The following is a 25140-nucleotide window of genomic DNA, read 5'->3' on the forward strand; positions in this document are numbered from 1 at the left end:
CTGATGAGCATGCAGTCACAGGACATCATTCGCCGTTCCGCCACCAATGGGCTTACACCATCACCTCAGGCACGGCGGCATGAGCAGGAAGTTGCCAAGCTGATAGACGTTTCCCTCTGCACGGGGTGCAAGGGGTGTCAGGTTGCCTGTTCGGAATGGAATGATCTACGAGATGAGGTTGGTCACAACGTAGGGGTGTATGATAACCCGGCAGACCTGACAGCAGAAACATGGACCGTCATCCGCTTTGATGAGGTGGAGGATGAAGGCGGTAAGCTGGAATGGTTGCTGCGCAAAGAAGGCTGTATGCACTGCGAGGACCCGGGCTGCCTGAAGGCGTGTCCAAGCCCCGGTGCTATTTTGCAGTTTGCCAATGGCATTGTGGATTTTCAGTCTGAACAGTGCATTGGCTGTGGGTACTGCATTGCGGGCTGCCCGTTTGATATTCCTCGTATCAACCCAAAAGATAACAAGGCGTATAAATGCACCTTGTGTGCAGATAGGGTTGCCGTAGGGCAGGAACCCGCTTGCGTAAAAACCTGCCCAACCGGCGCTATATCCTTTGGTTCCAAAGCGGAAATGAAGGATCTGGCGCAAACCCGTGTGGAAGACCTGAAAAACCGTGGGCATGAAGGCGCAGGATTATATGATCCACCGGGTGTAGGCGGCACACACGTTATGTATGTGCTGACGCATGCCGATAACCCAACCCTTTACCACAGGCTACCAGCCGAACCTCATATCAGCCCGGTTGTGCGTGGTTGGAAGGAATGGCTAAAACCGGTGGGTGCGCTGGGCTTTATTGCCACATTGGCTGGGGCTTTTGCGCATTACATGGCTGTTGGCCCCAATACTACAGATGAAACGGCACCGGAGGTTCCTGAAAAGGAACTGGTAGAGGCTGGCGAAAAACCGGACCAAAACGGGAGGGATGCGTAATGGATACTAAAAATCTTGTTCTGCGCACAAAGTTTATGGACCGGCTTTGCCATTGGACAATGGTTGCCTGTTTTTTTCTGGTCGCGCTTTCTGGAATCTCGTGGTTTTTCCCTAGCCTGAACTGGCTTGGTTATGTGCTCGGGCCACCACAGATGGCACGGCTGCTGCATCCGTTTCTCGGTATTACAGTTTTTGTATTGCTGATGTGCATGTGCGTGTGCTTTGTGCACCATAACCTGTTTGTGCGTACGGATATTACGTGGTTTCGCCATATTGTTGATGTGCTGATGAACAAGCATGGCGAGAAACTGCAGATTGGCAAATACAATGCCGGGCAGAAAATACTGTTCTGGGGCATTATGTCACTTATCAGCCTGCTGCTTGTAAGTGGGTTAATGATCTGGCGTGCTTATTTTGCCATGTATTTTCCCATACCTGTGGTGCGGCTGGCTTTGCTGGCGCATTCTGTTGCCGGGCTTGGGCTTATTCTGCTGGTGCTTGGGCATATCTATATGGGCATATGGGTGCGGGGTTCTATTGGGGGCATGGTTACAGGCTACGTATCTCGTGCATGGGCGCGGCAGCATCATGATCGGTGGTATGAAGAGGAAGTATTACCTGCTGAAACATCTTCTGCAAAACGGCCACACTAATGCGTTCTGAAACCGATATTGTTCCGCTGGATAAACGCACACCCGGCGTGCAGGCTATTGAACCACTGATTTTTCCGGTGCTGGAAGCTGTATATACACGCAGGGAAAAACGGCTCCGCTTGTTGGCAGAGCAACTGGGTGAAGCGGAGGGGGGATATTTTAAGTTCCTCTCTTATCTTGTGGAAGCGCAGCAGATTTTAAAACATATGCCACTTGGTGCAGCAGATGTTTCTGCTATTCGTGCGGTGCCCAAACAAGGGTGTGATCAAGATCAGCTTGAAAAGCTGTTGCTGGAAATACCATCATGGCAACAGGCGTTTTTATTTTTGGTGCAGCAGGTGGGCTGTGTTGTGCCAGAAACAACGCGCACAATGTTGGAAAAGTGTGGGCAGGATATTCCAGATTTAACAAAGCAGGCTGCCAGCTTGTTGTGTGGAGAGTATGCACAGGTTAATGCCGGGTTGGCCGTTATACTCTGGGCTGCTTTGTCTGTTTGTTGGGCGCAGGCTGTAGAACAAGATCAGAAACATATTCAGCAGGAACAACTTGTTGGAGAAGCCAGAGTATGCCCCTGTTGTGGTGCTCAGCCGGTAGCTAGCCTTGTATTGGGGGGAGACCGTGAGGGGCTGCGTTACCTTCAATGCAGTTTGTGTGAGACACGTTGGCACAGGGTGCGTAGTATCTGTGTGGAATGTGGTGCATCTGCTCATCTTGAACACTGGGCATTTGATGATTTGAAAGCTCCTGTTCAGATAGAAAGTTGCGGAGATTGCAAAACATATCTGAAGGTTTTGCGGTTGGATTATGATCCAGAACTAGATGCACTTGCGGATGATCTGGGTAGCTTTGCTTTGGATACAGCCGTAGAGCAGCAGGGCTTTGCACGCGCAGGTTTAAATCCGTTCTCATTTCCGGGGTAATGGCTGTATGGTTGGTTCTTTATTAGCCTCAGCTGTTTTAGAACAAAAATGTACGGCGCCAGAGATGGTGGCGTATGATGAAGCACAGGCGCTTCTTGTAGCCTGCACGCAAAATATACCGTTACTTGCACCAGAATTTGTATCTATCTCACAGGCATGCGGTCGTGTTCTTGCCGAGGATATAAGGGCAGAGGTGCCACGCCCCGAAGCTGATATCTCAGCAATGGATGGGTATGCATTCCGCTGTGCAGATATGGAAAAGGCGGGTGATATAGGTTTGCCTCTTTCTGGGCAAATCGTAGCAGGGGACACTCCACCACCTTTGGAACAAGGTGTTGCATATAGCATTCTAACAGGTGCGCGCATTCCTGCTGGGGCAGATTGTGTTGTGGCTCAGGAGCGCACATCCATAACGAACGGACATGTGCATTTACTGGAGCAGAATGCCAGAAATGGTTTGAACATTCGGCGAAGTGGGGAAGAGTTTTGTAAAGGTGACATGTTGCTTGGGCGTGGCCAAAGGCTGGATTGGCGGCATCTACCCCTATTGGCGCACCAAGGTAAGGAACAAGTAGCTGTCTATAAACGTCCGAAAATTTGTGTTGTGGCTAATGGAGCAGAGTTTGGTGCAACAGCAACGGATTGCCGCACGGAACTGAATACGCAGCTATTGGCAGCAATGCTGCAAAGTGAAGGTGTGTTGGTTACGTGTGGTGTGTGTAGGTCAGACAGTAAAGAGGATTTACACAAGCTGCTTCATCAGTGTGCGCAGGACGCTGATATTCTTATCACTACAGGTGGTATTTCTGTTGGGCAAACCGATCATGTTCTGCCTGTCCTCAGCCAAATGGGTGCCACGTGTCTTTTTCGACGCGTTAAAATGCGCCCCGGTAAGCCCATGACAGTTATGCAACTAGGCCAGAAAATGGTGTTCTGTTTGCCGGGAAACCCAGGGGCTGCAGCTATATGTGCGCAACTGTTCGTTGTGCCATTTTTGCATGGTCTGACTGGCGTAAAGCAGGGAAAAAATGCAAGTAAGCCTATAGAAGGAAAAAGCAGTTTTTCTTATGTTGCGGCAACAGATACAACCTGCTTTTTGCCAGTACATTTTACGGAAAATAGGGGAGAAAACCTTATAAACCTTGTGCGGTCTGTTGGAGCCTCTGATATTCTTTGCCTCACACGGGCTAGCGGTCTTCTCAAAGTTTCGGCTGGTCAATCCTTGCAGGATGGAGATGTCTGCGAGGTCATGCCTTTTACAGTTTAATTTATACTTTCAACGCATAAGCGTGTTTACGGATATATGCTGCAATAGCCATTGTATCATTCAGATCCAGAAGAGTGAGACTGTCCGGAACATCTGGTATGTTGGGCCTGTCTGATGCGATAGCAACAATGCCCGGTGTTTGTGGGTACAAAGGGTCTTTCCCTATAGTGGGTCTCCATACTTCCAGGCAGATAGGTACGGTTACATGAAAGCCTTCTACCAACACCAGATCAACAGCCTGCATGCTCTGAAGTAGGTCAGATATGGTGGGTAGGCTATTGCATTCATGCTGAAGCACCCATCGTTCAGGGGTGGCGAGCATAACTTCTGTTGCACCATTTTGTCTGTGCACAAACGTATCTTTACCTGGTTTGTCCATGTCTACACCATGATGCGTGTGCTTGATGGTTGAGACACGCAAACCAAGATGACAAAATGCAGGAAGTAATCGTGATATCAAATGCGTTTTGCCAGACCCACTACGGCCGATAATGCCAAAAATAAGCTGCGTACGTTGAGACATCATGCTTGCAAAACCAATGAGAGATCTAAAAGATCCTTAGATTTTAGAATGTGCAAAACGTAAAAACTAGAATTAACAAGAAAGATATTTTTAAAAATGGTGGAACAGGCATGAAAATAGCAGGACTGGTGTTGGCTGGCGGACAGGCTAGCCGGATGCATGGGCAGGATAAGGCCTTTTTGGATACGGGAAAGGGTCTTGCCTTAGATTGTGTTTTTGCACGATTGCAGCAGGAGTGTAGTGCTGTAGCCATTAGCGCTAATGGTGATCCCGCACGGTTTGGTGCATGGGAATGTCCTGTTTTGCCAGATAGCCTATACAATGTAGGGCCACTGGCAGGCGTGTTAAGCGGCTTGGAATGGGCAGAAAAAAATGAGTACAATATGCTCATAACAATACCGGTAGATACGCCGTTTACTCCAGCCGGGCTTGTGGATGCACTTATGCCTGCACCTTCGTATGCACGTTGTGGGGGGCAGTCTCATCCATTGGTGGCAGCATGGCCTGTTTCCGCTAGGCCTGTATTGGCGGCGCAGTTATCTTTTCTGACACAGGAGAACAAAAAGCATCAAACACGTGTGCGCACATTAGCAAATACCTTGGGGGCGCGTGCTGTAGATTTTCCTTTAGTAGAGGGAATGGATCTTTTTATGAATATCAACACGCCGCAAGATCTCATGCTTGCGCAAAAATATTGCGCTTCTGTGTGTAATGCTGATGCTGCAAAAGGCAATGGATGATGGTGGAAGATATCTCCTTTCCTGTAGCTTTGTCGTATGAAGCAGAACGGATAAGCTGGCAGCAAGGCGATGACATTGCGATTAGTGCGCGAGAGTGCATTACGCTTATGGCCGCAGAGGAAGTGCCGCTAGCTCTGGTATATAATGGTATTGATTACGCGGTTATGATGATAACGCCGCATGATGTAGATGATTTTGTTGCAGGATTTTCTTTTACAGAAAATGTTATTTCTTCCTTTGTGGATTTACGACACATAAAAGTAACGGCACAGCCTGATGGTTTGCGTGCTGATGTGCGGGTAAATGCCGAAGCCTTGCGCAAGGTGTTGGCGCGTACGCGTCGTCCGATAGCTGGGCGGACAGGGTGCGGAATTTGTGGCGCTGATATGGAGAGTATAACAAACCGCAACGTATGCGGTGTAAGCGGGCAGGAGCCTGATGCAGGTGCAATCCATAAAGCGCTGGAAAATTTACGGAGCCATCAGGTTTTAAATAAAGGCATAGGTATGCTGCACGCGGCAGCATGGTGTCTGCCTAATGGCCATATTGTGCATGTGCGAGAAGATGTTGGCCGCCATAATGCGTTGGATAAACTGATAGGTTACGGGCTAAGGAATCAAGTGGATTTCACGCAGGGATTCTGTTTTTTAACAAGTCGCTGTTCTTATGAGATGGCAGCAAAAGCCATTGCTGCAGGTATGTCTGCCGTGGTGTCGCTGTCTGCGCCTACAGCACTTGCGGTGCGCACGGCACGTGCCGCAGGGTTGGTTCTCATTTCTCCAGCACGGTCAACCGGCATGTATGTGGTTTCTCCCGCCCCATAGAATTGAGAGAGTATCTGTTAGGACGGGAGGAGTTATTGCTTACGCCAAGCCTTCTGCTTTAAGCGCAGCCTGTGTGGCGGGGCGATTGAACACTTTGTCTCTGAGTGCACGTGCTTTGGGGTAAGCTGTCAAATCAATTTCCAAAGGTGTCGCCCAGCTTAAAATTACGGCCATAAGAGCATCTGGCTGACTAAAACCAGCAGGAAGCAAATAGTCTGTGCCATTGCTTTCCAGCAATTGCTCAAGCTGCTCCAACCGCCGGATGACTGTTTTTAGGCAAAGCGCATGTGTGGTGTCAGATAGATCTGGGGTGAAGAGCATGCCAAAAGCACTGTGTACGTCTTCACAAAAACCCAGTGCTTCCAGCATGCGTGAGCGATCTAATGAACCTTCTGCCGGCCGAAAGGCCGCAATATCAGAAAGATTCCCAATGTAGGGTAAAATAGCTACGTTCTGTGTAAGCACCACACCGGGTGAAATTTCGATGGCAGGCACAGCACCGCGTGGGTTGATCTTGAGATAATCTTTACCGTCTTCCAATGTCTTGGTTTTCAAGTCCACTTTTTCCAGACCAAAGGGAAGGCGTGTTTCGTTGAGAATAATATGAGAGGCTAAAGAGCATGCGCCCGGAGTGTAATATAATTTTATCATAGTGTTTTTGTCCTTTTTATTGGGTTTCTGTCACACATAATTCGACTTCAGCATATTAACGGCTATTTCTGTCCAGCGTTCATCTTCTTATTTTGAATTATTATGAATGCCTCATATGCCGCATGAAAGATTTTGGTTTTTCAGGCTTTTGCGGAACATCTGCGATATTGATACAGAGGCTCCGTTCATTGGGGAGTAGCCACCCTCTATTACAAGAGGGGTCTTCGTCAACACACTTGGTCAGTCGACCATGGCGGAGACAGCGTTTTTTTAAAAACGCCCAGCAAGACCAACGGCATTATCGCTTCCGCTGTGGCCGGGGGGCGATGCATGCTGTTTTGCGTTTTGCGGCCCTTGGACTTGCTCATGACTGGTATTTTCACACTCGGTGTTCTGGGGCTTTCCCTTTCTGTGGATGCTTTTGCAGCCGCAGTTGGTAAGGGTGCCAGTGCCAAACATGCACGTTGGAACGATGCCCTGCGTATTGGTGCTGTGTTTGGTTTTTTTGAGGCCATTACCCCTGTTGTGGGCTGGGTGCTTGGGCTGGCCCTAAGCACATGGATTGCCGCAGTGGACCATTGGATAGCCTTTGCGCTGCTGTGCGGCATAGGTGGCAACATGATCCGCCTGGCCATGAAAGATGAACCAGAAGAAGAGGCGCAAGCTGAACAGCCCAAAACTGCAAGCCGTGGTGTGTTGGGGCTGATTGGAACAGCTTTGGCAACCAGCATAGATGCAACCGCGGTAGGGGTTAGCTTGGGTGTTATGCAGGTGAATATTTTATCAGCTTGCTTGGTGATTGGTGCCGTTACCACGGTTATGGCAACGGCAGGAGTTATGCTGGGCCGGCACGCCAGTGTATGGATTGGCCGTTATGCAGAAATCTGTGGCGGAATAGCTCTGATGCTTATTGGCTGTTCGATCCTATACACGCACCTTACCTCTGCCGCGGGGTAAGGTAAAAAGTTAACCACATGCCGCAGCGGCAGCGCGGATACCTGCGGCAGTCATGCCAGCCGTCAGCCGGGATGTTTGATCAATATCGACTAAAGGGTTGCGTGCGATATACAGCAACCCTTCTAAAGCTGTTGTTAAAACAGCGGCTGCAATAAAATCCATGCGTTCAGGAGATGTGTTTTTCATGGGGACCACCCTGAGCAGATTTTGCTTCAGGTCATCCAGCATTTCCCGTGTTTCACTCATATTAAAGAGCTTGGCTCTGATATGATGCTGGTTGAGCTCTAAAAAATGTGGTGCACCATGAATACTTAGAAGCTCGCGAAAAGCCGCATACTGACTTTTCTGAAGCATTGTATCCAGATTATTTTCCTCGCTACGTGCCAGGCGCGCAGCATCTCTTACACGCTGTGCAACTTTTACGAGGATAATATCAAAGATGGTTTCTTTGGTTTTATAATAATTATAGAAACTTCCCGGTGAGACATTGCTAAGGGCAACAATGTCTCTTACCGTTGCTGCATCCAAGCCGATACTAGAAAAAACTTTCCATGCAGCGCTTTCAAAGGCGTCTTGCTTGAATGCGCGCGTCATTTCGCGTTTTTGAGAAGCGCGATAGGACTTTTTGGGTCTGGTTGTTGTTGGTTTAGCCTTGGTAACGGGCTTTTGCGGGTGGTCCGTCAATTTTTTACAAACTCCAGTGTCCTTCTCGCCCTTTGTTTACAGTAAAATTCTCCTATCTGAAAGCGGCAATAAAATAAGATTTAAAAAAGAGATATTTTTTCAATACATCATAGAATAAAATGAAATATTTAAGTAAACAAAAATAAAAAACTAAAATAAATTATGCCTGAAAATCAAAAGAATACGTAAGATTCATGCATTATTGCGGTTCTTTCCAATCATTAACATTTAAATAACCTTTTTGACCATGATCCATTTTACGAAATTCATCATTGAGAACAGCGTCTTGGGCTGATGTTGGAAGCATGGCAAAGCCTCGTGATGAAAAATCATTTCTGGAAGCCAGAATTTTTCTTACTTCTGTATCAAATTCATCAAAGGAGAGGCGGCCATCATGGTTGGTATCGGCATCGTTAAAATCTTTTTGCCGATCTTGTTCAGAATAAGCGCTGGAGATGGTTTCTGCACAAAGTTTTCCGGGGCAGAAATTAAAAATAATGACAGATATTGCAATAATTTTTTGAGGAAGATTATGCCAGCGGCATAGATCAAAAAATCTATGAAAATCAGGATGTTTTATAGCTATAAAGGAAAGGTTTCTTTTCACAAAAACATTTGCCTGCATGTTGCGCCTAAGCTCCTTATTTTAGCAGAATGAAAGGGACTTGTGCGACAAATCTTAAAAAATGAATAATATGTCAAGTTAGTATTTTTTCGAATACAGCACTATTTTGGTTCTTATTTTCTTTATGAATAGGAATTATCGTCAAAAATTGTTTTTAATGAAACTTATTTGCAAAGAAATAATACCAATAAGACGGTAATTTCATCAATTTAAAGTTGACGTATTATTCGATTTTTGTCTTCCTGCACAAAGCGCATTGCGGTGCATGCACATGTTTCAGAAATCTGTTCCGTAAATGCGCGTTGCTTGCGCACGGTCACCCTAATGGCCACGAGGTCGGGAGAGAACTTACATGACTATAAAGCTGCACGACATGACACAGGTCATGCAGGAGACAACACGGAAAGGTGTTGGGAGTTCTCGATGGCAAAGGCCGGTTTACAAACACTTTCTGCCGCCTTGTAATCATGCCTGCCCTGCGGGGGAAGATATTCAGGGGTGGCTGGCGCATGCGCAGGCCGGAGATTACGAAAAAGCATGGTACGCACTTACCGAAAATAACCCGATGCCCGCCGTGCATGGCAGGGCCTGCTATCACCCATGCGAAAGTGCATGTAACCGAGGCAGCTTGGATGATGCAGTTTCCATTCATGCTGTAGAGCGTTTTTTGGGTGACTTGGCAGTGCAGAATGGCTGGCATTTTCAGTCTGCGGCACCTACAGGCAAAAAAGTACTGGTTATAGGTAGTGGACCAGCAGGGCTTTCCTGCGCCTATCACCTTGCCAGGTTAGGGCATCAGGTTGAGATATATGAGGCTGCAGCAGAGCCGGGCGGAATGATGATGCATGGCATCCCCGCCTACAGGCTACCGCGCCAGCCTCTTAAAGATGAAATTGCCAGAATAACATCCATGCCGGGCGTTACATTGCGTTGTGGTATGCGGGTTGATGACGTTGCGCAGGCGCGTCAGCAAGGTGGGTTTGATGCCGTATTTGTGGCTGTCGGTGCCCAGTTGGCTAACCATCTTAATATCCCGGCAACGGACGGCAAGAAGCTGGTGGATGCTGTCAGTTTGCTGGATGAAGTGAGTAAAGGTGAAAAGCCCCAGTTAGGCCGCACCGTTGCCATTGTTGGTGGTGGCAACGTAGCAATGGATGCCGCCCGCACAGCAGAACGCTTGGGCGCCAAAGATACGGTTTTGATTTTCCGTTATGACCCCCAGCACATGGAAGCCCTACCAAGCGAGGCTGAAGCTGCTTTTGCAGAAGGGGTTAAAATTGAATGGCTGAGCGTTGCTGACCATTTTGGTGCAGACGGCGTAACGGTTGAAAAAGTGACCATGAATCCAGATGGCAGCGTAACCCCTACAGGGCAGACCGCGCATTTGCCTGCAGAGGCAATGGTTATGGCTGTTGGGCAGCATAGTGATCTGACATTGCTCAAAACAGCGCCTGCTATCAGCATAAATAAAGATGATACCGTTGCGGTAGATACCTCAACCCTCATGACCGGGCAGGAAGGTGTTTTTGCAGGAGGAGACTGCATAGGTGGTGCTCGCACCATGACAACCGCAACAGGCCACGGCAAACTTGCTGCGCGTGCTATCAATGCTTATTTGGCCGAGCAGCGTTATGTGCATCCCGCAGCGCATCCTCTTGTTTCATTTGATATGCTGCATCTGCCAGATTACGCACAGGCAGACCGAAGCAGGCAGCCAGAGCGCCCCTTAACAGAGCGTGCCGGGTTTGATGAAATATTCGCCGGTTTGGATGAAAAAACAGCCCGTTATGAAGCTGGTAGATGCCTTTCCTGCGGTAACTGTTTTGAATGTGACAATTGCTATGCATCCTGCCCAGAGCAAGCCATTACACGGCTAGGAGCGGGGAAGGGATATGCCGTTGCCATGGATATGTGCACAGGCTGCGCTGTTTGCGCAGAACAGTGCCCCTGCCATGCCATTGAGATGGACCCGGAACCTGTAGAGGCTACGCCACCTAAGGGAAGTTTGGGTGAGCCCGTTATGCCAACACGCTTTAAGGTGCGTGCATAAAATGGAGAATGTCATGACCGAACAACTCCAGACAATGGATGGCAATACATCTGTTGCGCATATTGCTTACCGTGTGAACGAAGTCTGTGCGATTTACCCTATCACGCCCTCATCCCCCATGGCGGAACTGGCAGATACGTGGTCTGATCAAGGTGTGCAGAATATCTGGGGTGAAGTGCCCGTTGTGCAGGAAATGCAGGCAGAAGGCGGGGCAGCCGGGTGTGTGCATGGTGCTTTGCAGACTGGGGCACTTACCACAACGTTTACGGCCTCTCAGGGCCTTATGCTCATGCTGCCAAATATGTTCAAAATTGCAGGTGAGCTGACATCAACAGTTTTCTATGTAGCTGCGCGCGCGCTGGCGGCTGGTGCTTCCTCCATTTTTGGTGATCACCAGGATATTATGGCCACTCGCACAACAGGCTTTGCCATGTTGGGGGCGGGTTCTGTGCAGGAATCCCATGATCTGGCGCTGGTTGCACAGGCAGCCACTCTGGCTGCGCGTATTCCCTTTATCCATTTTGCAGATGGTTTTCGTACATCACACGAATACAACAGCCTTGTTGTGGTGTTGGATGATGTCATTCGCCAAATGATAGATGATCGGCTGGTGCATGCGCATCGGCAACGTGCGCTTAACCCGGAACATCCATTCATACGTGGTACCTGGCAAAACCCGGATACCTATTTCCAGACCAGAGAAGCCGTTAATCCATTTTATGAGCGCGTACCTGCCATTGTGCAGGATGCCATGGACAAGTTTGCGTCTCTTACGGGGCGTCAATATAGCCTGTTCCATTATACTGGTGCGCCAGATGCGGAGCGCGTTGTTATTTCCATGGGCTCCGGCTCCGAAGTGGTGCGGGAAACTGCAAAATGGCTGAACGCACAGGGGGAAAAAGTAGGCGCATTGCAAGTGCGTTTGTTCCGCCCGTTTTCTGCAGAACATTTTCTAAAAGCCTTACCCCCAAGTGTAAAATCTATTGCAGTGCTAGATCGCACCAAAGAACCCGGTGCCCCCATGGAACCACTGCATGCAGATGTTGTAAGCGTGTTGGCAGAAGGGGTGGGGAATGGTCAGTTCTCACATATGCCGCGCGTTATTGGTGGGAGGTATGGGCTTTCTTCGCGTGATTTCAACCCGGCCATGGCACGGGCCGTTTTTGATGAACTCAAAAAACCAACGCCCAAGAACCACTTTACAGTGGGTATTATTGACGATGTTTCCCATACAAATCTGGAGTATGATGAAACCTTCGATATAGAACCAGAAGGCACTGTGCGCTGTCTGTTTTATGGTTTGGGTGCTGATGGCACGGTGGGAGCCAATAAAAACAGTGTGAAAATCCTGAGTGAAAAACCGGGATGGTATGCGCAGGCTTATTTTGATTATGACTCCCACAAATCTGGAGGGGAAACGGCATCTCACCTTCGGTTTGGAAAATCTCCTATTCAGGCACCTTACCTTATCCGACATGCAGATTTTGTTGCTTGTCATAAGTTCGATTTTCTGTTCCGGCGCGATATTCTGGGTGCCGCCAATAACGGAGCCACGTTTCTGCTGAACAGCCCCTATGCGGCAGACAAGGTTTGGGAACAGCTACCACGCAAGGTGCAGGATCAGATTGTTGGTAAAAAGCTGCGGTTTTTTGTTATTGATGCGTCAGACGTTGCGCTAAAGCTCGGCTTGGGGCCACGTGTTAATACCATTTTGCAAACATGCTTCTTCCATCTCTCCAATGTTTTGCCACCGGATGAAGCTATTTCTGAAATCAAAAAGTCCATTCAGAAAACCTATGGTGCAAAAGGTGATAGTGTTGTGCTGCTCAATTTCCGTGCAGTGGATGCCGCTGTAGCAGCCCTGCATGAAGTTGCTGTGCCAGCCAAGGCTGATGGCACTTTGCCTATGCCACCGGTTGTGCCTGCATCTGCTCCAGTGTTTGTGCAGCAGGTTACGGCAGAAATTATGGCGGGCAGGGGCGAGAGTATTCCTGTAAGTCGTATTCCGGCAGACGGTACTTTCCCCGGAGGCACAACCCAGTACGAAAAACGAAATATTGCCGTAGAAGTGCCAATCTGGAACCCGGATACGTGCATTCAGTGCGGGCAGTGTAGTATTGTATGCCCACACAGCGTGATCCGAGCCAAGACATACGAAGACAAAGATCTGGCAGGCGCTCCAGAAAGCTTTAAATCAGCGCCAGTCAATGCAAGAGGGTATCCAGATTCCCGCTTTACGCTCCAGTTTTATGTAGAAGACTGCACGGGTTGTGGTGTGTGTGTTGAAAACTGCCCGGCAATTAACCCGGATGGAGAAACGCGCGCCATCAATATGGGAGAAAAGCTGCCTATTCTGGAACAGGAACGCGGGAATATCGCGTTTTTTGAACATTTGCCAGAAGTGGATCGGGCTGCGATTAACGAAGCCAACGTGCGTGGTGTGCAGTTTTTGGAACCGCTGTTTGAATTTAGCGGCGCCTGTGCTGGATGTGGTGAGACACCATACCTAAAGCTGATCTCCCAACTTTTTGGAGATAGGTTGCAAATTGCCAACGCCACAGGCTGTTCGGCCATTTATGCGGGCAATACACCTGCACATGCATGGAAAGCCAATGCGCAGGGGCGTGGCGTTGCGTGGTCGAACTCATTGTTTGAAGACAATGCAGAATTCGGCCTTGGTTTCCGTCTGGCGGCAGATAAACAGGAATCTCTGGCACGGCAATTGCTGCAAAAACAGGCTGATATTGTGGGGCAGGATCTGGCAACGGCTATCCTGAACGCGCCACAGATTACAGAAAGCGAATTTGCGCTCCAACGTGCGCGTGTAAGTGCGCTGCGAAGCAAGCTGGAGGCTGTTCATACACCTGATGCTGCCATGTTGCTTTCTGTGGCGGATTTTCTGATCCGGCGTTCCATCTGGATTGTTGGGGGCGATGGCTGGGCATACGATATTGATTACGGCGGCCTGGACCATGTGTTGGCGCAAGGGCGTAATGTAAACGTGATTGTGCTGGATACAGAGGTGTATTCCAACACGGGTGGGCAATCCTCCAAAGCCACTCCATTGGGGGCAGCAGCCAAATTTGCGGCAGGTGGCAAACGTGTGCCGCGTAAGGATCTGGCCTTGCAGACCATTGCCTACGGCAATGTGTATGTGGCCCAGATTGCGCTGGGGGCCAACCCGGAGCAGGCTATTATCGCAATGCGAGAAGCCGAAGCGTATGAGGGACCATCTCTTATTCTGGCGTATTCGCAGTGTATTGCGCATGGCATAGATATGCGTACGGGTATGAAGCAGCAGGCACGTGCTGTGGCATCGGGGTATTGGCCATTGTTCCGGTTTGATCCTACCATGCGCAAAAGAGGCCTTAACCCATTCCGGCTTGATTCCACCCGCCCGCGTATTCCGTTGGAAGATTATGCGTATCGTGAACTGCGTTATAAAACCCTTACCCGTACGCATCCAGAAAGTGCCGCGCATTTGTTGCATCAAGCGCAGGCAGCCGCCAACGAGCGCTACCGGATTTACGAAGATATGGCCGCCCGTGATGGCAGCCGCTTCCTCCCCCACTGGGAAGATGTGAACTGAGGCGATTACGGGAGTATTATGGCAATGGATATTCGTACAAACTATCTTGGGCTGGAATTGCCTCACCCTGTTGTGGCTTCGGCATCGCCTCTTACTGCAGATTTGGAAGGGATTTTGCGTTTGGCAGATGCCGGGGCTTCCGCCATTGTTATGGCCTCGGTGTTTGAAGAGGATATTCAGGCGCAGGAACTGGCAGAAGCTGCATTGTGGGAAACGGGAGAAAATTCCCAGCCAGAAGCAACAGGGTATTTCCCCGCGATGCATCATGCTTCTCCGTTGGATGGAAGGCTGGCTGTGCTGCGAAGTGCAGCAGAAAGAGCTGGTGTGCCTATTATCGCCAGCCTGAATGGCTGCACGCCTGCGGGATGGTTGCGCTTTGCCAAGGATATGGAGCAGGCAGGAGCGGCGGCCATAGAATTGAACTTCTGGCATGTGCCAACCAACCCCGATGAAACGGGCACGCAGGTGGAAGAGCGCTGTATGCAGGTGCTGCGTGATGTAAAGGCACAGGTTAAAGTGCCGGTAAGCGTTAAGCTTTCTCCCTTTTTCAGCTCCCCGGGGAATATGGTGAAACGTCTATCAGAAAATGGAGCAGGCGGTATTGTTCTGTTCAATAGTTTTTACGAGCCCGGATTACGGTCATTAACAGAGAGTGCAGAAGTGGATTTTGTTCCAAGTTCTGCATATGAATTACGGTTACCGCTTATGTGGGCAGCTCTGCTTTCAGAACGTTGTCAGGCTGATCTGGCAATTTCCGGCGGGGTCCATTCCGGTATGGATGTTGCCAAATGTCTCTTAGCTGGTGCTGATGTCGCTATGGTAACATCGGTTCTGCTGCAGAAGGGGCCGAACTATATCTCCATTCTTCTGCAAGAACTGCGGGAATGGATGTCTGAGCAGAATTTGGGTTCTGTAAAGGCATTCAAGGGGCGAATGGCAGCCAGAGGCACAGCAACCCAGGCAGAAGAGTTTTTGCGCACACAATACAGGCATATTTTATCTGCCCATATCACTGATATTAAACAGTAATTGCAGAGATGAATAAGATGAATAACATTCCTTCAAGCAAAACACAGATTTCGCAATATACGCATGATACTGCAGAAATGCCTGTAAGTTCAGCCCCCACCAGTCATCAGGCGTTTGAGCAATTGGTCTCACGCGCTGTTCAATTGCCGGGGCAGGTGCCTGTTGGTATTGTCTGGCCGTGTGAACAGCATGCCCTTGAAGGCGCAATGGATGCCGCTCAGCAGAATATTATAGAGCCTGTTTTGATAGGAGATAAGGACACAATCACATCTGTGGCGAAGGCAAGTGGTATTACATTAGATAAAGCTGTTTTTATTGATGCGGCAACACCGGCAGAGGCTGCCCAGAAAGCAACGGCCTTGGTAAGGCAGGGGCGCGTAAAAGCGTTGATGAAAGGTAGTCTGCATACAGATATTTTTATGCATGCCATTGTTGAGGCGGATAGCGGATTACGTACTAACAGGCGTATTAGCCACGTGTTCTTGTTGGCTGTGCCCGGGTATGAGGATTTATTGTTTGTAACAGATGCCGCTATCAATATTTTCCCAGATCTGGATGTAAAACGGGATATTGTTCAAAACGCGATAGATCTGCACAACGGGCTGGGTCTGGGTGCTCCGCGTGTTGCTATTCTTTCTGCAGTAGAAACAGTTAATTCCAAAATACCCGGCACAGTTGATGCCGCATGTTTATGCAAGATGGCAGAGCGTGGGCAAATACAAGGGGGTGTTCTGGATGGCCCCTTGGCTATGGATAATGCTGTAAATATTGAAGCTGCAAAAATAAAGAACATTGTCTCACCCGTAGCAGGGCGCGCGCAAATTCTGGTGGCTCCAGATCTGGAATCCGGCAATATGCTGGCCAAGAATATGATTTTTATGTCTGGTGCAGATTCCGCAGGAATTGTTCTGGGCGCAGCGGTTCCCGTATTGCTTACTAGCCGGGCAAACAGTGTGCAGGCGCGTTTGGCATCTATAGCCATTGGGGCGCTTTATGCTCATCATCTTGCCGGTGGGCAGGGCTGAAAATAGCCTTATAACAAGGAAGAATATCCGTGCAGGATGTAGTTGTTGTTTTTAATAGCGGATCTTCAAGCCTGAAGCTGACGATTTACGCTTTCTCGGGCAAAGTAGATCCGCAGGTTCTGCTGCATGGAGAAATTGAGGAGTTCCCAGATCATTCTCAGTTTACGGCCAAAGATGTGGGGGGAAAGCTTCTTGCGCAGGAAAAATGGCCAGAAACGGGGCTGCATATTTTCAGCCACCTTTTTCATTGGTTTGAACAATATTCCGGCCAAGGGCGTGTACTGGCAGTAGGGCACCGGATTGTGCATGGCGGTGCAGAGTTTCTGCAGCCGGTTAAAATTACGCTGGATACGCTCAAGCAACTGGATAAACTCACACCGTTTGATCCGTTGCATCAGGCAGCTACGTTGGCGCCTGCAAAAGCTATTTTTGAAAAGCGGCCTGATATTTTGCAGGTGGCGTGTTTTGATACCACCTTTCATCAAACCATCCCGGAAATGGCGCGCTTGTTGCCACTTCCTCGCCGTTATGCAGAGCATGGCATACGCCGTTACGGGTTTCATGGTATTTCATACAGTTATATTGCAGGCCGTTTGGCAGAGGTTGATCCTGCATTAGCGCAAGGGCGTACTATTGTTGCGCATTTGGGAAGCGGCGCCAGCCTGTGTGCATTGCGCCATGGTAAGAGCACGGAAACAACTATGGGGTTTTCCGCCCTTGATGGGTTAATGATGGGTACGCGCTGCGGTGCAATAGATCCGGGTGCTCTGCTTTACATGGTGCAGTCTGAAAAAGCAGATTGGAAAACGCTGGTCACCACGCTCTATCATCAATCGGGGCTATTAGGTGTTTCGGGTGTATCGTCCGATATGCGTATTTTGCGTGCGACATTGGCGCAAAGTCAGGATGCCTTACAGCGTAAGAATATTACAGAGGCGCTCGGGCTGTTTGTTTACAGGATTGTGCAGGAAATTGGTGCATTAACCGCTGTTATGGGTGGGTTGGACGGCATCGTGTTTACAGCAGGTATTGGTGAGCATGATCAGAATCTCCGTGCAGATGTCTGTCAGGCATTGGCGTGGATGGGCGTGCAGATTGATGAAACCGCTAATGCGGCCCATGCGCCGGTTATCAGCAAAGCCAGTAGTAAAATAAAAATCCGTGTCATACCTACAAATGAAGAGCTGCAAATATATCGCAGTGTTCTTCCTTTTCTTGATTTAGGAAAATAAAATTAACTATATTTCTGAGTCGAGAAAATAATTTTCGTAGAAGTTTGGATAATATTTCTGCATTCTATTTCCTGATAAAGGATTGGGAAAGGTATTTGTATGCCCCGTTGGGTATGGTTGGCCGGAAGTGTTCTGGCTGTTTCCGCTGTGGCCGCTGGCGTGCTGGTTGCTGGCCTACCACACTATAATCTGGCGCATATTGCATCAGATAAACTCAGTGCGTCACTTGGTCGCAAAACTCAGATTGAGGCTTTGCATGTGTGTTTTGGCCGATGGGTTACGGTAGATCTGGACAATCTGCATCTGGCCAACATTCCCCAAGGCAGCCGCGCAGATATGATAACCCTGAAGCATCTGCACGCTCAAATTCTGCTTAGCTCTTTACTGAGTGGAGATATGCAGGCGCGAGATGTGAAAATTGATGGGTTTTCAGGCCTGTTCGAGCGTACGCCTGAACGTGAACCTAACTGGAGGTTCGGTAAAAAGGTTTCTTCAACGCCATCCAAACCCAAAGAACCAAGCGGGAAAGTATGGTTTCCTGGGCTACGTGATGCAACCATTATCGATAGTGAGGTTATTTATCGCTCTGCACATGGGCAGAGCTACGTAACGGGCCTTAAAGCGGTTACCTTGCATTCAACAAGCGACAGCACACCGTTGGTGATGGATGTAAACGGCGCCTATAATGGTACGCCCGTAACATTACAGGCCAATATGCAGCCAATAGATGTTTTACGCCAAGCGGGTAAACCTTATGGAACTGACATCCATGCGGCATCAGGTGACTTATCGCTCCACCTGAATGGCACCATGACCGATCTGTTTGATTTTGATGGTATTGATGCAAAGCTGGATTTGCAGACAGCAACATCGCGCCCGATCATGGCTTTTGCAGGGGAAGCTGATAGTAAGATTACGCAGCCCGTGAAGCTATCTGGGCACTTCATGCATAAAGGGGATGTATGGCATCTGGACCATACAACTGGTTCGCTGAAGGAAAGCCCGATTAGCAATGCGGATGTAACATTTACAGAAGGGGCCACAGGGCAGCCAGATAAGGTTTCTGGCTCCATGGCTTTTTCCCGCCTAAACCTGAATGCTCTTTTGGGAAGCTCTTCCGAAAAACCCAAAACATCTTCTAGCGGTATTGATGTGCCGCTACAGGTGCCGTTACATCCTGATCCCCTTATCAACGTAACACTTGCGGCAGATACAGTGCTGTATAATGCACTTGTTTTTAAACAGGCTCAGATCAGTCTCAGCCAAATGCCTGGGCGTGTTGATGTCAGTTCTATGAAGTTAAACTGGCTTGGTGCCAGTATTCAGGCAACCGGCCACCTGTTGGCTGGTCAGAATGGCACGCGCGTGCAGGCCACGGTGAATGTAGATAACGGAGATATAGACCAGTTTCGTAAGCAGGCGGGGTTTGCACCTTTTCCTGTTGGTGGGAAGTTGAATATCCGCGTTCTTACACATGCAGATAATATTCAAACTTTAAATGAAGCCTCACGTCTGGCCAATGTAACAGCTGCCGTAGGCATGAATACGGGCACAATCTCTCAAGAAGTGATGGATATTGCGACAACGGATGTTGGGGCTCTCTTTCGTCAAAGTAAAGGCAAGGTCGGAGTATCATGTCTGCTGGGTGCGTTGGAAATGCACCAAGGCAAAGGCGTTGTGCAGCCATTGCGTATAAAATCAGATTCAGGAAGTATTGTAGGGAAAGCCGAGTTTGATTTGAATAAAAAAGCATTTGAGCTGGTTTTTGCCAGTAATGGTGCCAAAGGTATGCTGGCTATGGAAATTCCCGTTATGGTAAGCGGCTCTTTTAGCAGCCCACATGTAGGGTTAGCCAAATGGTCTGGCCGGGGACGAGAACTTTTGAAAGAAGCAGATATGGCGGCACTTTTACCCCCTGAACTCAAAAGCTTTACGGCTGGTTCAGCCTGTAGCCGTGGGACGAATGCAAAATAATGATACCAGAGACATCTGTTCCCGCACAAAAGCCAGAATTGGCTACAGGAACCCGCCCAGTGCTGGTGGCTCTGTTTGCCTGCACCCTTGTGTTGGGTGCTGTGTGGATTTTAGAACCTTTTATTCCCGCTCTTATTTGGGCTGGCACTATTGCGGTAACCATGTGGCCGTTGCTGTTGCGGTTGCAGGCATGGTTACACGGTAGCCGTAAAATGGCTATTTCCTGCACACTTTTGGTTGCTCTGGCCTTGTTTGTGCTGCCATTTTGGATGGCCGTTTCTACGGTGGTCAAGCACGCTGATGCATTTGGCCGGATTATTCCTTACATCAAATCCTTAAAGTTACCTGACTTGCCAGAAAAGCTGCTCCATCTGCCTATGGTAGGTGAGTATTTGGGTAAATGGTGGCAGCATCTGCAGAACATGAAGCCAATGGATATTGTGCAGCAGGCAGTGCCGCAGCCAGACCAGATCATGCATTACCTTATGTCTTATGCTGGCAGTATTGGAATGCTTGCAGTACAGTTTTTGCTAACTTTGATTATACTTACTGCATTTCTTGCAAAGGCTGAATACCTCATTACTACCTCAGAAAGGTTGGTAGGAACGTTATCAGGCAAGCGCGGGCAGGAAATGCTGGAACTGGCTGTGCGTACCATCAGGGGGGTGGCGCTGGGGGTTACTCTTACCGCTATTGTTGAAAGTCTGGTGGGCGGCGGCGGCATGTATCTTACAGGCGTGCCTTGGGCCAGTATTCTTACAGCAGTTACCTTTATGGCATGTCTATTGCAGGCAGGGCCGGGGGTTACACTTTTTCCTGCCGTTATCTGGGTTTACTTTGATAAGGGAATGGTATCCGCAATTGTTCTGCTTGCCATAACTTTCTTGACCATTTTTCTGGACAATATGCTGCGGCCTTATTTGATCCGCAAACAGGCAGATGTTCCGTTGGTTCTTATCATGATGGGCGTTATTGGCGGGTTGGCTGCCTTGGGTTTGGCTGGTATTTTTGTTGGACCGATGATCCTTTCCATTACCTATACATTGATTAAGCAATGGATGGAAAGTAATCAGGAGGCCTGATTGTAAAATCATACCCCCAATATCTGTGCATCAATATAAGATATTGGGGGTGTTTTAGGCTTATTTATTTGGCTTGGTGGTGAATACACAAGCGGCCAGAGTAATCATAACAACCTGCAAAATACCGCTCTGCACCGCATCTTTTTTATCTTGGTGCTGAACAGCCTTACGGCTACGCACGCCAGCAATTCCGTGGCTGGCAATCAGGCTGAGCCCCAACCAAGGCCGATATGTTTTACCCCAACCGTCTTTACGCAGCAGGCAGAAACCAAGAATGCCGACCAAGCCGGCAGACCCCATTGTAGCCAAATGAACAGATTTTTCTTGGCCATCCAGTTCCTTATCTTTGCTGCATGCTGCCATAGCGGTCCATGCTGCACTTAGGCCAATAGCTGTAGCTTTTAGAGTGGGAAATATACACTTTTTAATAAGACTCATAGAAATCTATCCTTCAGGCATCATCTTGATTCCATTAAGATTTGGGACTTCGATATGGAATTTGCAAGATTATCAAAGATACCCTGCCATGGCCTGATGGCAGGGCAGAAGGTAAGGGCCCAAGTGGGGATGGAGTTTGCGCCATAAAGGGCAAAGCAGCGTAAACTACAAAAAATTATGTTGATAATGATTCTTAATAATGTATTTGTGCAACGTGTTCTACTTTAACCTACCTGAAAGAGAGCGTGGGCTTTCCGCATGAGGTTCGTAACTTTCTATATACGCATGTGCGGGGAGAGCATGGTGAAATCTTTTCTGCCCGAACGAGATACCGAGGGTAAGTATGTGGCCTGAATACATGATGTGGATTGCAACAGGGGCTACTGTTCTCGGGTGCTGTTTGCTTTATGCCACTTCGCGCAATCAATACGTATTTTCTGTGCCGCTTCATCCAAAAAGTTTATACAGAGCAATAGGGTGGGGGGCGCAGGCGCTTTCTTTTTGCTGTCTCTGGCAGATCAAAAGCGCAACAACTGCATTGTTTATGCAAATACTGTTGATGATGCTTGTATGGCTTGTTTTTCCATTTGCTGTTGTTTTGCTGAAACAGCGGTAAGCATTTATGATGCCTAGATACACTTATACAAGCCAGAACTGGCTCTCCAAAGTTACAGCTGCTGTTGTTCCGGGTAATCTTCTTACATTTGGCCTTGTCGGGGTTATTGGTCTTCTTTCCCATGCAGACAGTGATCCACGTAAGGCATCTGCTCAGTTTTTAACGTGGCTAACGGTTTTGCTGTGGTGCACTATTTTGTCAACTTGCTTTTTATTTTCTAATGGCAAGCGTGCTTGGAATTACCTGTCGGTTGCTGCCTTATGTGTTTGGGGCCTGTTTTTTGTTTTAAAGGCTCTATAGCATGAAAATACGTGCAGATATTGTGCAGATGTATCGGGATATCCACAGTTGGGTGGGTATTCTGGCGGGGTTGTTCCTGTTTGTGTCGTTTTACGCTGGAGGTATCAGCGTTTTTGAAGCCCCTCTACAAAATTGGCTTACAAAACCAGTTGTTTTGCCTGCTCCGGTAACTGTGGAGCAGGTGCCCGATCTTATGCAAAAAGCATTTGCGGCTTATCCTGAGGCACAGCAGGAATATACGGTTGTGTTGTCTCCTACGGTTTCTTTTCCTGCTAGGTTGATGTGGCCTGTGCATGCGGGGCAAAGGCATGCAGGCCCTGTGGATATGATAGCGGCTTCACTTGATGCAGAAGGGCATTTAGTGACAGCAAAACACAAGCCATCTGAAGTGGCTCATTTTATAGATGAGCTGCACGAAAACGTAGGCTTGCCTGTTTTTATGCCTTACAGCAGATGGTTTATGGGCATTATTGCGCTGTTGTATGCCGTTGCGCTGGTATCTGGTGTAATTGCATTTTTACCTATGCTGGTAAAAAATATTTTTGCTTTGCGGCTTATCCAGGGGGCATGGAAGAAATGGCTGGATATCCATAACCTTTTAGGTATTTTCAGCCTGCCTTTTCATGTCATTATTGCGCTTTCATCTGTGCTTTTTGCTTATCATGGTTTGATTCATAATATGCAAACCATCATGTTTTCAGCTCCAACTGCTTTTCATGATCGTCATGCACCTGCAGGACGTATGGGGCATCAGGTGGTTGCGCATTCTTTAACCCCTTCCATGCCTCCATCAGAAATTGTGCAGGCTTTACAAAAACAGGCTCCCGAGTTTGTACCCGATGTTTTGAATTACACGTTAACAGATAAATCAAAACAAACTTTATTCGTTATCGGGCATGATGAACACTATATGATGCGTGGTCCAGCAGGTGGTCTGGCGGAACTGGATCCAGCCTCTGGGAAAATACTTTCTGCAGAGTATATGCCGGGGCTTCAGTCGGCATCATTTAGCATTTTAACCACGCTGTTTGCGCTACATTTTGGAAGCTTTGGTGGGAATACAGTTAAATTTGGATATCTGATATTAGGCTTTGCCGGAGCATTTCTTTTTTATTCCGGCAACAGATTATGGTTGATATCCCGATATCGAAAAGAGCAGAAAAACGGGGCAACAGAACCAAGTAAGGGCACGAAATTTCTTACACGTATAACATATGGCTGTATTTTTGGCTGTATTTCAGGAATTTCTGTTCTTATGAGCGCAGCGCTTCTAACGCCTTATTGCGAAAGTTATCTAGGTGTCAGTCTGATTTATTATGCTATTTTTTGCATGTGCCTTGGGGTGTCTTTTATGGCGCCAGATCCAGTACGCATACGCATGCTGGGAATATGCGCTGCCATAACAACTCTTGCCATTCCTTTAATATATATTTGTAAATATTTTGTATTTTAAGGCTCTTAATCTGCGGGTGTATATCGTGTTGTAATGATATACACCCGCAGAGCACTTTTGGGCTTATAGAATGTAATGCTTTAACGTGGGGCCAGAAGGCGGAAGAGGGGCCCAGTCAATATTGTGGAAACAACCGCCAACACCATTAAAGAAGCAAAAGCAAAATCAGACAGCATGCCCTGTTCATGTAAAATAGTGGCTGCAACAATTTCCATCAGCCCCTTGCATTGCAGAAGTGCTCCAATACCCAAAGCCTGTCTGGGTTTAAGCCCAGGGGCAGGGGGAAACACGTAAACCGCCCCAATCTTGCTAAGGATGGATATGCCCACCAAAGCAAAAGAGGCAATGATGGAAGGCCATGTGAGAGCATCCCCATTTATGCGCAGGCCGCTATGGCCGAAGAACATGGGGGCTAGCCAGATAAGAGCAAATGTTCCCACTTGTTCTATGGGCAGACGTCTCACCCAACTGGGCGGCATGATGGCACCGGCAAAATATGCGCCTATCAATTCATGCAACCCAAGTTGCATGCTGGCCCATGATCCAGCAGCCAGATAAACAGGAACAGTTACCCAGATAACCCACGCAGGTGGGTGACGAAAATGGCGAGAGGCCCAGTTGCCAGCAGCAGCCAGCGTAGCAAGTAATGCCACGGCCAGAAACTCCAGCCCTGTCCACCCATGCAGAGAGGCGGTGCCTCTATGCGCAAACTGTAAAATGGCAAGGCCAACCCATAAGGCAGCATCATCTACCACAGCAAGCTTAAGCGCCAATTGCCCTAACGGGCGTTGGGAGGCATCAAGTTCTCTGACCACTCCAATCAAAACAGGGAGTGCGCTTACGGAAATGCACAAGCCGATAGATGCGGCGGCAATAAGAGGTGAGGCCAGAGGGGCTTGCCATCCATGCAAGGGCAGAAAACAGGTGTAGGCTAAGAAAGACCCCAGCAGGAAAGGAATGCCTAAAGCCACACCTGCTCCAGCTAGTAGTCGGCCGAGAGAGGGAGAGGCAATGGCATGGGCAGAAGTATCACCTTCTGGGTGCTGCCACATTTCCAAGCCAGCCGTAAAAGCCAGAACCAGTACAGCAATCCACCCAATGGTATCACCATAAGAAGAAGGAATACCGAGCTCTTTAATTGGTGCGTGCCATACAGCCAGCAAAATGCCAATAAGGATAGGCAATACAACAATAGGCAATGCTTTATGCAGAAGGCGCCACAGCACCCAAGGAAGGAAAACAAAAATTGTGGCATCTGTGAAAAGCGATGTCATTGCTGTGTCGTTCCGTCCCTTGTTGTTGAAGAATGATCCTTTGTAATCGAAAACCACGATGGTATGCAAATTTCGCATATCAGAGAGCGAGCGCATGTTGCGCATGCACAGGTTTGTGAGGAATTACAAACGTGCATGCATAAGAACTATACTGGAAGTATATCTAAAATATAAGCATTTGTAATATGTAAAAAGAGATCAATATTTTATGTCCATTTGGGTTTTGCAAAGTTATTGAATATTTAAGGGTTTTGTGAAGAGTGCATTATACGCAAAGCGCAAAGTTTGCCTAACC

22 protein-coding genes and 1 riboswitch are annotated in these 25140 nt (G+C 48.4%); of the genes, 16 read left to right on the plus strand and 6 right to left on the minus strand.

The genetic code is table 11. From position 1 onward, the window contains the following. The first annotated feature begins 3 nt into the window (after nt 1–3). The 4 genes from fdxH to QQM41_RS12075 are packed head-to-tail and all read left to right on the plus strand — an operon-like array spanning nt 4 to nt 3779. Nucleotides 4–939: a formate dehydrogenase subunit beta gene (fdxH, locus tag QQM41_RS12060; RefSeq protein WP_339077271.1), complete on the plus strand. Its 936-nt coding sequence runs from the start codon at nt 4–6 to the stop codon at nt 937–939. Continuing rightward, nucleotides 939–1592: a formate dehydrogenase subunit gamma gene (locus QQM41_RS12065; RefSeq protein ID WP_339077272.1), complete on the plus strand. Its 654-nt coding sequence runs from the start codon at nt 939–941 to the stop codon at nt 1590–1592. The genes fdxH and QQM41_RS12065 overlap by 1 nt, the downstream gene beginning before the upstream one ends. Further along, the gene (gene fdhE, locus QQM41_RS12070) at nt 1592–2512 is read left to right on the plus strand and encodes a formate dehydrogenase accessory protein FdhE (protein ID WP_339077273.1); all 921 of its coding nucleotides are present in this window, start codon (nt 1592–1594) and stop codon (nt 2510–2512) included. The genes QQM41_RS12065 and fdhE overlap by 1 nt, the downstream gene beginning before the upstream one ends. Nucleotides 2513–2519: 7 nt before the next feature. Next, nucleotides 2520–3779: a molybdopterin molybdotransferase MoeA gene (locus tag QQM41_RS12075; RefSeq protein WP_339077274.1), complete on the plus strand. Its 1260-nt coding sequence runs from the start codon at nt 2520–2522 to the stop codon at nt 3777–3779. 1 nt (nt 3780) lies between these two features. On the opposite strand, the gene mobB is transcribed toward QQM41_RS12075, so the two are convergent. Then, nucleotides 3781–4305, minus strand: coding sequence for a molybdopterin-guanine dinucleotide biosynthesis protein B (mobB, locus tag QQM41_RS12080; RefSeq protein ID WP_339077275.1), 525 nt, complete (start codon nt 4303–4305; stop codon nt 3781–3783). 107 nt (nt 4306–4412) lie between these two features. Between mobB and QQM41_RS12085 the strand changes: the two genes are divergently transcribed. Beyond that, a complete protein-coding gene (locus QQM41_RS12085) occupies nt 4413–5042 on the plus strand; it encodes a molybdenum cofactor guanylyltransferase (RefSeq protein ID WP_339077276.1) in 630 nt (209 codons plus the stop codon). Further along, entirely contained in the window at nt 5042–5866 is an 825-nt protein-coding gene (gene fdhD / locus QQM41_RS12090; protein WP_339078119.1) for a formate dehydrogenase accessory sulfurtransferase FdhD, read from the plus strand. Before QQM41_RS12085 ends, fdhD begins: the two co-directional genes overlap by 1 nt. A gap of 39 nt (nt 5867–5905) precedes the next feature. On the opposite strand, the gene QQM41_RS12095 is transcribed toward fdhD, so the two are convergent. Next, entirely contained in the window at nt 5906–6517 is a 612-nt protein-coding gene (locus tag QQM41_RS12095; RefSeq protein ID WP_050819893.1) for a glutathione S-transferase family protein, read from the minus strand. A gap of 178 nt (nt 6518–6695) precedes the next feature. After that, nucleotides 6696–6879: riboswitch (yybP-ykoY riboswitch) on the plus strand. Between the two features lie 4 nt (nt 6880–6883). Here QQM41_RS12095 and QQM41_RS12100 point away from each other — a divergent pair. Next, nucleotides 6884–7474, plus strand: a complete 591-nt coding sequence (locus tag QQM41_RS12100; protein WP_339077277.1) for a manganese efflux pump MntP family protein — start codon at nt 6884–6886, stop codon at nt 7472–7474. Nucleotides 7475–7483: 9 nt separating this feature from the next. On the opposite strand, the gene QQM41_RS12105 is transcribed toward QQM41_RS12100, so the two are convergent. Both QQM41_RS12105 and QQM41_RS12110 read right to left on the minus strand, forming a co-directional pair. Then, nucleotides 7484–8068, minus strand: coding sequence for a TetR/AcrR family transcriptional regulator (locus QQM41_RS12105; RefSeq protein ID WP_230844513.1), 585 nt, complete (start codon nt 8066–8068; stop codon nt 7484–7486). A gap of 289 nt (nt 8069–8357) precedes the next feature. Beyond that, complete coding sequence (locus tag QQM41_RS12110) at nt 8358–8783, minus strand: EF-hand domain-containing protein (RefSeq protein WP_339077278.1); 426 nt, start codon at nt 8781–8783, stop codon at nt 8358–8360. 352 nt (nt 8784–9135) lie between these two features. Between QQM41_RS12110 and QQM41_RS12115 the strand changes: the two genes are divergently transcribed. The 7 genes from QQM41_RS12115 (at nt 9136) to QQM41_RS12145 (ending at nt 20764) form a co-directional block, all read left to right on the plus strand. Then, the gene (locus tag QQM41_RS12115; protein WP_339077279.1) at nt 9136–10833 is read left to right on the plus strand and encodes an NAD(P)-binding protein; all 1698 of its coding nucleotides are present in this window, start codon (nt 9136–9138) and stop codon (nt 10831–10833) included. Nucleotide 10834: 1 nt separating this feature from the next. Further along, nucleotides 10835–14422 (plus strand): pyruvate:ferredoxin (flavodoxin) oxidoreductase, encoded by a 3588-nt coding sequence (nifJ, locus tag QQM41_RS12120; RefSeq protein WP_339077280.1) that lies wholly within the window; start codon nt 10835–10837, stop codon nt 14420–14422. 18 nt (nt 14423–14440) lie between these two features. Beyond that, nucleotides 14441–15451: a dihydroorotate dehydrogenase-like protein gene (locus tag QQM41_RS12125; protein ID WP_339077282.1), complete on the plus strand. Its 1011-nt coding sequence runs from the start codon at nt 14441–14443 to the stop codon at nt 15449–15451. Between the two features lie 8 nt (nt 15452–15459). Then, nucleotides 15460–16476 (plus strand): bifunctional enoyl-CoA hydratase/phosphate acetyltransferase, encoded by a 1017-nt coding sequence (locus tag QQM41_RS12130; protein ID WP_080986800.1) that lies wholly within the window; start codon nt 15460–15462, stop codon nt 16474–16476. Between the two features lie 29 nt (nt 16477–16505). Beyond that, entirely contained in the window at nt 16506–17708 is a 1203-nt protein-coding gene (locus tag QQM41_RS12135; RefSeq protein WP_339077283.1) for an acetate/propionate family kinase, read from the plus strand. 99 nt (nt 17709–17807) lie between these two features. After that, nucleotides 17808–19682, plus strand: a complete 1875-nt coding sequence (locus tag QQM41_RS12140) for an AsmA-like C-terminal region-containing protein (protein ID WP_339077284.1) — start codon at nt 17808–17810, stop codon at nt 19680–19682. Beyond that, complete coding sequence (locus QQM41_RS12145) at nt 19682–20764, plus strand: AI-2E family transporter (RefSeq protein ID WP_339077285.1); 1083 nt, start codon at nt 19682–19684, stop codon at nt 20762–20764. The genes QQM41_RS12140 and QQM41_RS12145 overlap by 1 nt, the downstream gene beginning before the upstream one ends. A 60-nt stretch (nt 20765–20824) precedes the next feature. On the opposite strand, the gene QQM41_RS12150 is transcribed toward QQM41_RS12145, so the two are convergent. Beyond that, on the minus strand, nt 20825–21202 hold the full coding sequence (locus QQM41_RS12150) for a hypothetical protein (protein ID WP_196332552.1): 378 nt from the start codon (nt 21200–21202) through the stop codon (nt 20825–20827). Between the two features lie 358 nt (nt 21203–21560). Between QQM41_RS12150 and QQM41_RS12155 the strand changes: the two genes are divergently transcribed. Both QQM41_RS12155 and QQM41_RS12160 read left to right on the plus strand, forming a co-directional pair. Further along, nucleotides 21561–21818 carry a hypothetical protein gene (locus QQM41_RS12155; protein WP_339077286.1) on the plus strand — a complete coding sequence of 86 codons (258 nt, stop codon included), beginning with the start codon at nt 21561–21563 and terminating at the stop codon, nt 21816–21818. Between the two features lie 352 nt (nt 21819–22170). Continuing rightward, nucleotides 22171–23571 (plus strand): PepSY-associated TM helix domain-containing protein, encoded by a 1401-nt coding sequence (locus QQM41_RS12160; RefSeq protein ID WP_339077287.1) that lies wholly within the window; start codon nt 22171–22173, stop codon nt 23569–23571. Nucleotides 23572–23651: 80 nt separating this feature from the next. Here QQM41_RS12160 and QQM41_RS12165 read toward each other — a convergent pair whose 3' ends face one another. Then, nucleotides 23652–24923, minus strand: coding sequence for a cation:proton antiporter (locus QQM41_RS12165; protein ID WP_408874587.1), 1272 nt, complete (start codon nt 24921–24923; stop codon nt 23652–23654). Nucleotides 24924–25140: the final 217 nt, after the last annotated feature.

It is taken from the genome of Acetobacter sp. AC2005 (assembly GCF_037901235.1).
Lineage (GTDB): Bacteria > Pseudomonadota > Alphaproteobacteria > Acetobacterales > Acetobacteraceae > Acetobacter > Acetobacter oryzoeni.

Excerpts from the sequence above, each read along its gene's own strand:
- QQM41_RS12130 (WP_080986800.1), top strand. The coding sequence starts at position 15,460 with ATGAATAAGATGAATAACATTCCTTCAAGCAAAACACAGATTTCGCAA.
- nifJ (WP_339077280.1), top strand. The coding sequence starts at position 10,835 with ATGGAGAATGTCATGACCGAACAACTCCAGACAATGGATGGCAATACA.
- QQM41_RS12075 (WP_339077274.1), top strand. The coding sequence starts at position 2,520 with ATGGTTGGTTCTTTATTAGCCTCAGCTGTTTTAGAACAAAAATGTACG.
- QQM41_RS12085 (WP_339077276.1), top strand. The coding sequence starts at position 4,413 with ATGAAAATAGCAGGACTGGTGTTGGCTGGCGGACAGGCTAGCCGGATG.
- QQM41_RS12065 (WP_339077272.1), top strand. The coding sequence starts at position 939 with ATGGATACTAAAAATCTTGTTCTGCGCACAAAGTTTATGGACCGGCTT.
- QQM41_RS12155 (WP_339077286.1), top strand. The coding sequence starts at position 21,561 with ATGATGTGGATTGCAACAGGGGCTACTGTTCTCGGGTGCTGTTTGCTT.
- QQM41_RS12165 (WP_408874587.1), bottom strand. The coding sequence starts at position 24,923 with ATGCGAAATTTGCATACCATCGTGGTTTTCGATTACAAAGGATCATTC.
- QQM41_RS12145 (WP_339077285.1), top strand. The coding sequence starts at position 19,682 with ATGATACCAGAGACATCTGTTCCCGCACAAAAGCCAGAATTGGCTACA.
- fdhD (WP_339078119.1), top strand. The coding sequence starts at position 5,042 with ATGGTGGAAGATATCTCCTTTCCTGTAGCTTTGTCGTATGAAGCAGAA.
- QQM41_RS12095 (WP_050819893.1), bottom strand. The coding sequence starts at position 6,517 with ATGATAAAATTATATTACACTCCGGGCGCATGCTCTTTAGCCTCTCAT.
- QQM41_RS12115 (WP_339077279.1), top strand. The coding sequence starts at position 9,136 with ATGACTATAAAGCTGCACGACATGACACAGGTCATGCAGGAGACAACA.
- QQM41_RS12105 (WP_230844513.1), bottom strand. The coding sequence starts at position 8,068 with ATGACGCGCGCATTCAAGCAAGACGCCTTTGAAAGCGCTGCATGGAAA.
- QQM41_RS12100 (WP_339077277.1), top strand. The coding sequence starts at position 6,884 with ATGACTGGTATTTTCACACTCGGTGTTCTGGGGCTTTCCCTTTCTGTG.
- QQM41_RS12140 (WP_339077284.1), top strand. The coding sequence starts at position 17,808 with ATGCCCCGTTGGGTATGGTTGGCCGGAAGTGTTCTGGCTGTTTCCGCT.
- QQM41_RS12150 (WP_196332552.1), bottom strand. The coding sequence starts at position 21,202 with ATGAGTCTTATTAAAAAGTGTATATTTCCCACTCTAAAAGCTACAGCT.
- QQM41_RS12125 (WP_339077282.1), top strand. The coding sequence starts at position 14,441 with ATGGCAATGGATATTCGTACAAACTATCTTGGGCTGGAATTGCCTCAC.
- QQM41_RS12110 (WP_339077278.1), bottom strand. The coding sequence starts at position 8,783 with ATGCAGGCAAATGTTTTTGTGAAAAGAAACCTTTCCTTTATAGCTATA.
- fdhE (WP_339077273.1), top strand. The coding sequence starts at position 1,592 with ATGCGTTCTGAAACCGATATTGTTCCGCTGGATAAACGCACACCCGGC.
- mobB (WP_339077275.1), bottom strand. The coding sequence starts at position 4,305 with ATGATGTCTCAACGTACGCAGCTTATTTTTGGCATTATCGGCCGTAGT.
- fdxH (WP_339077271.1), top strand. The coding sequence starts at position 4 with ATGAGCATGCAGTCACAGGACATCATTCGCCGTTCCGCCACCAATGGG.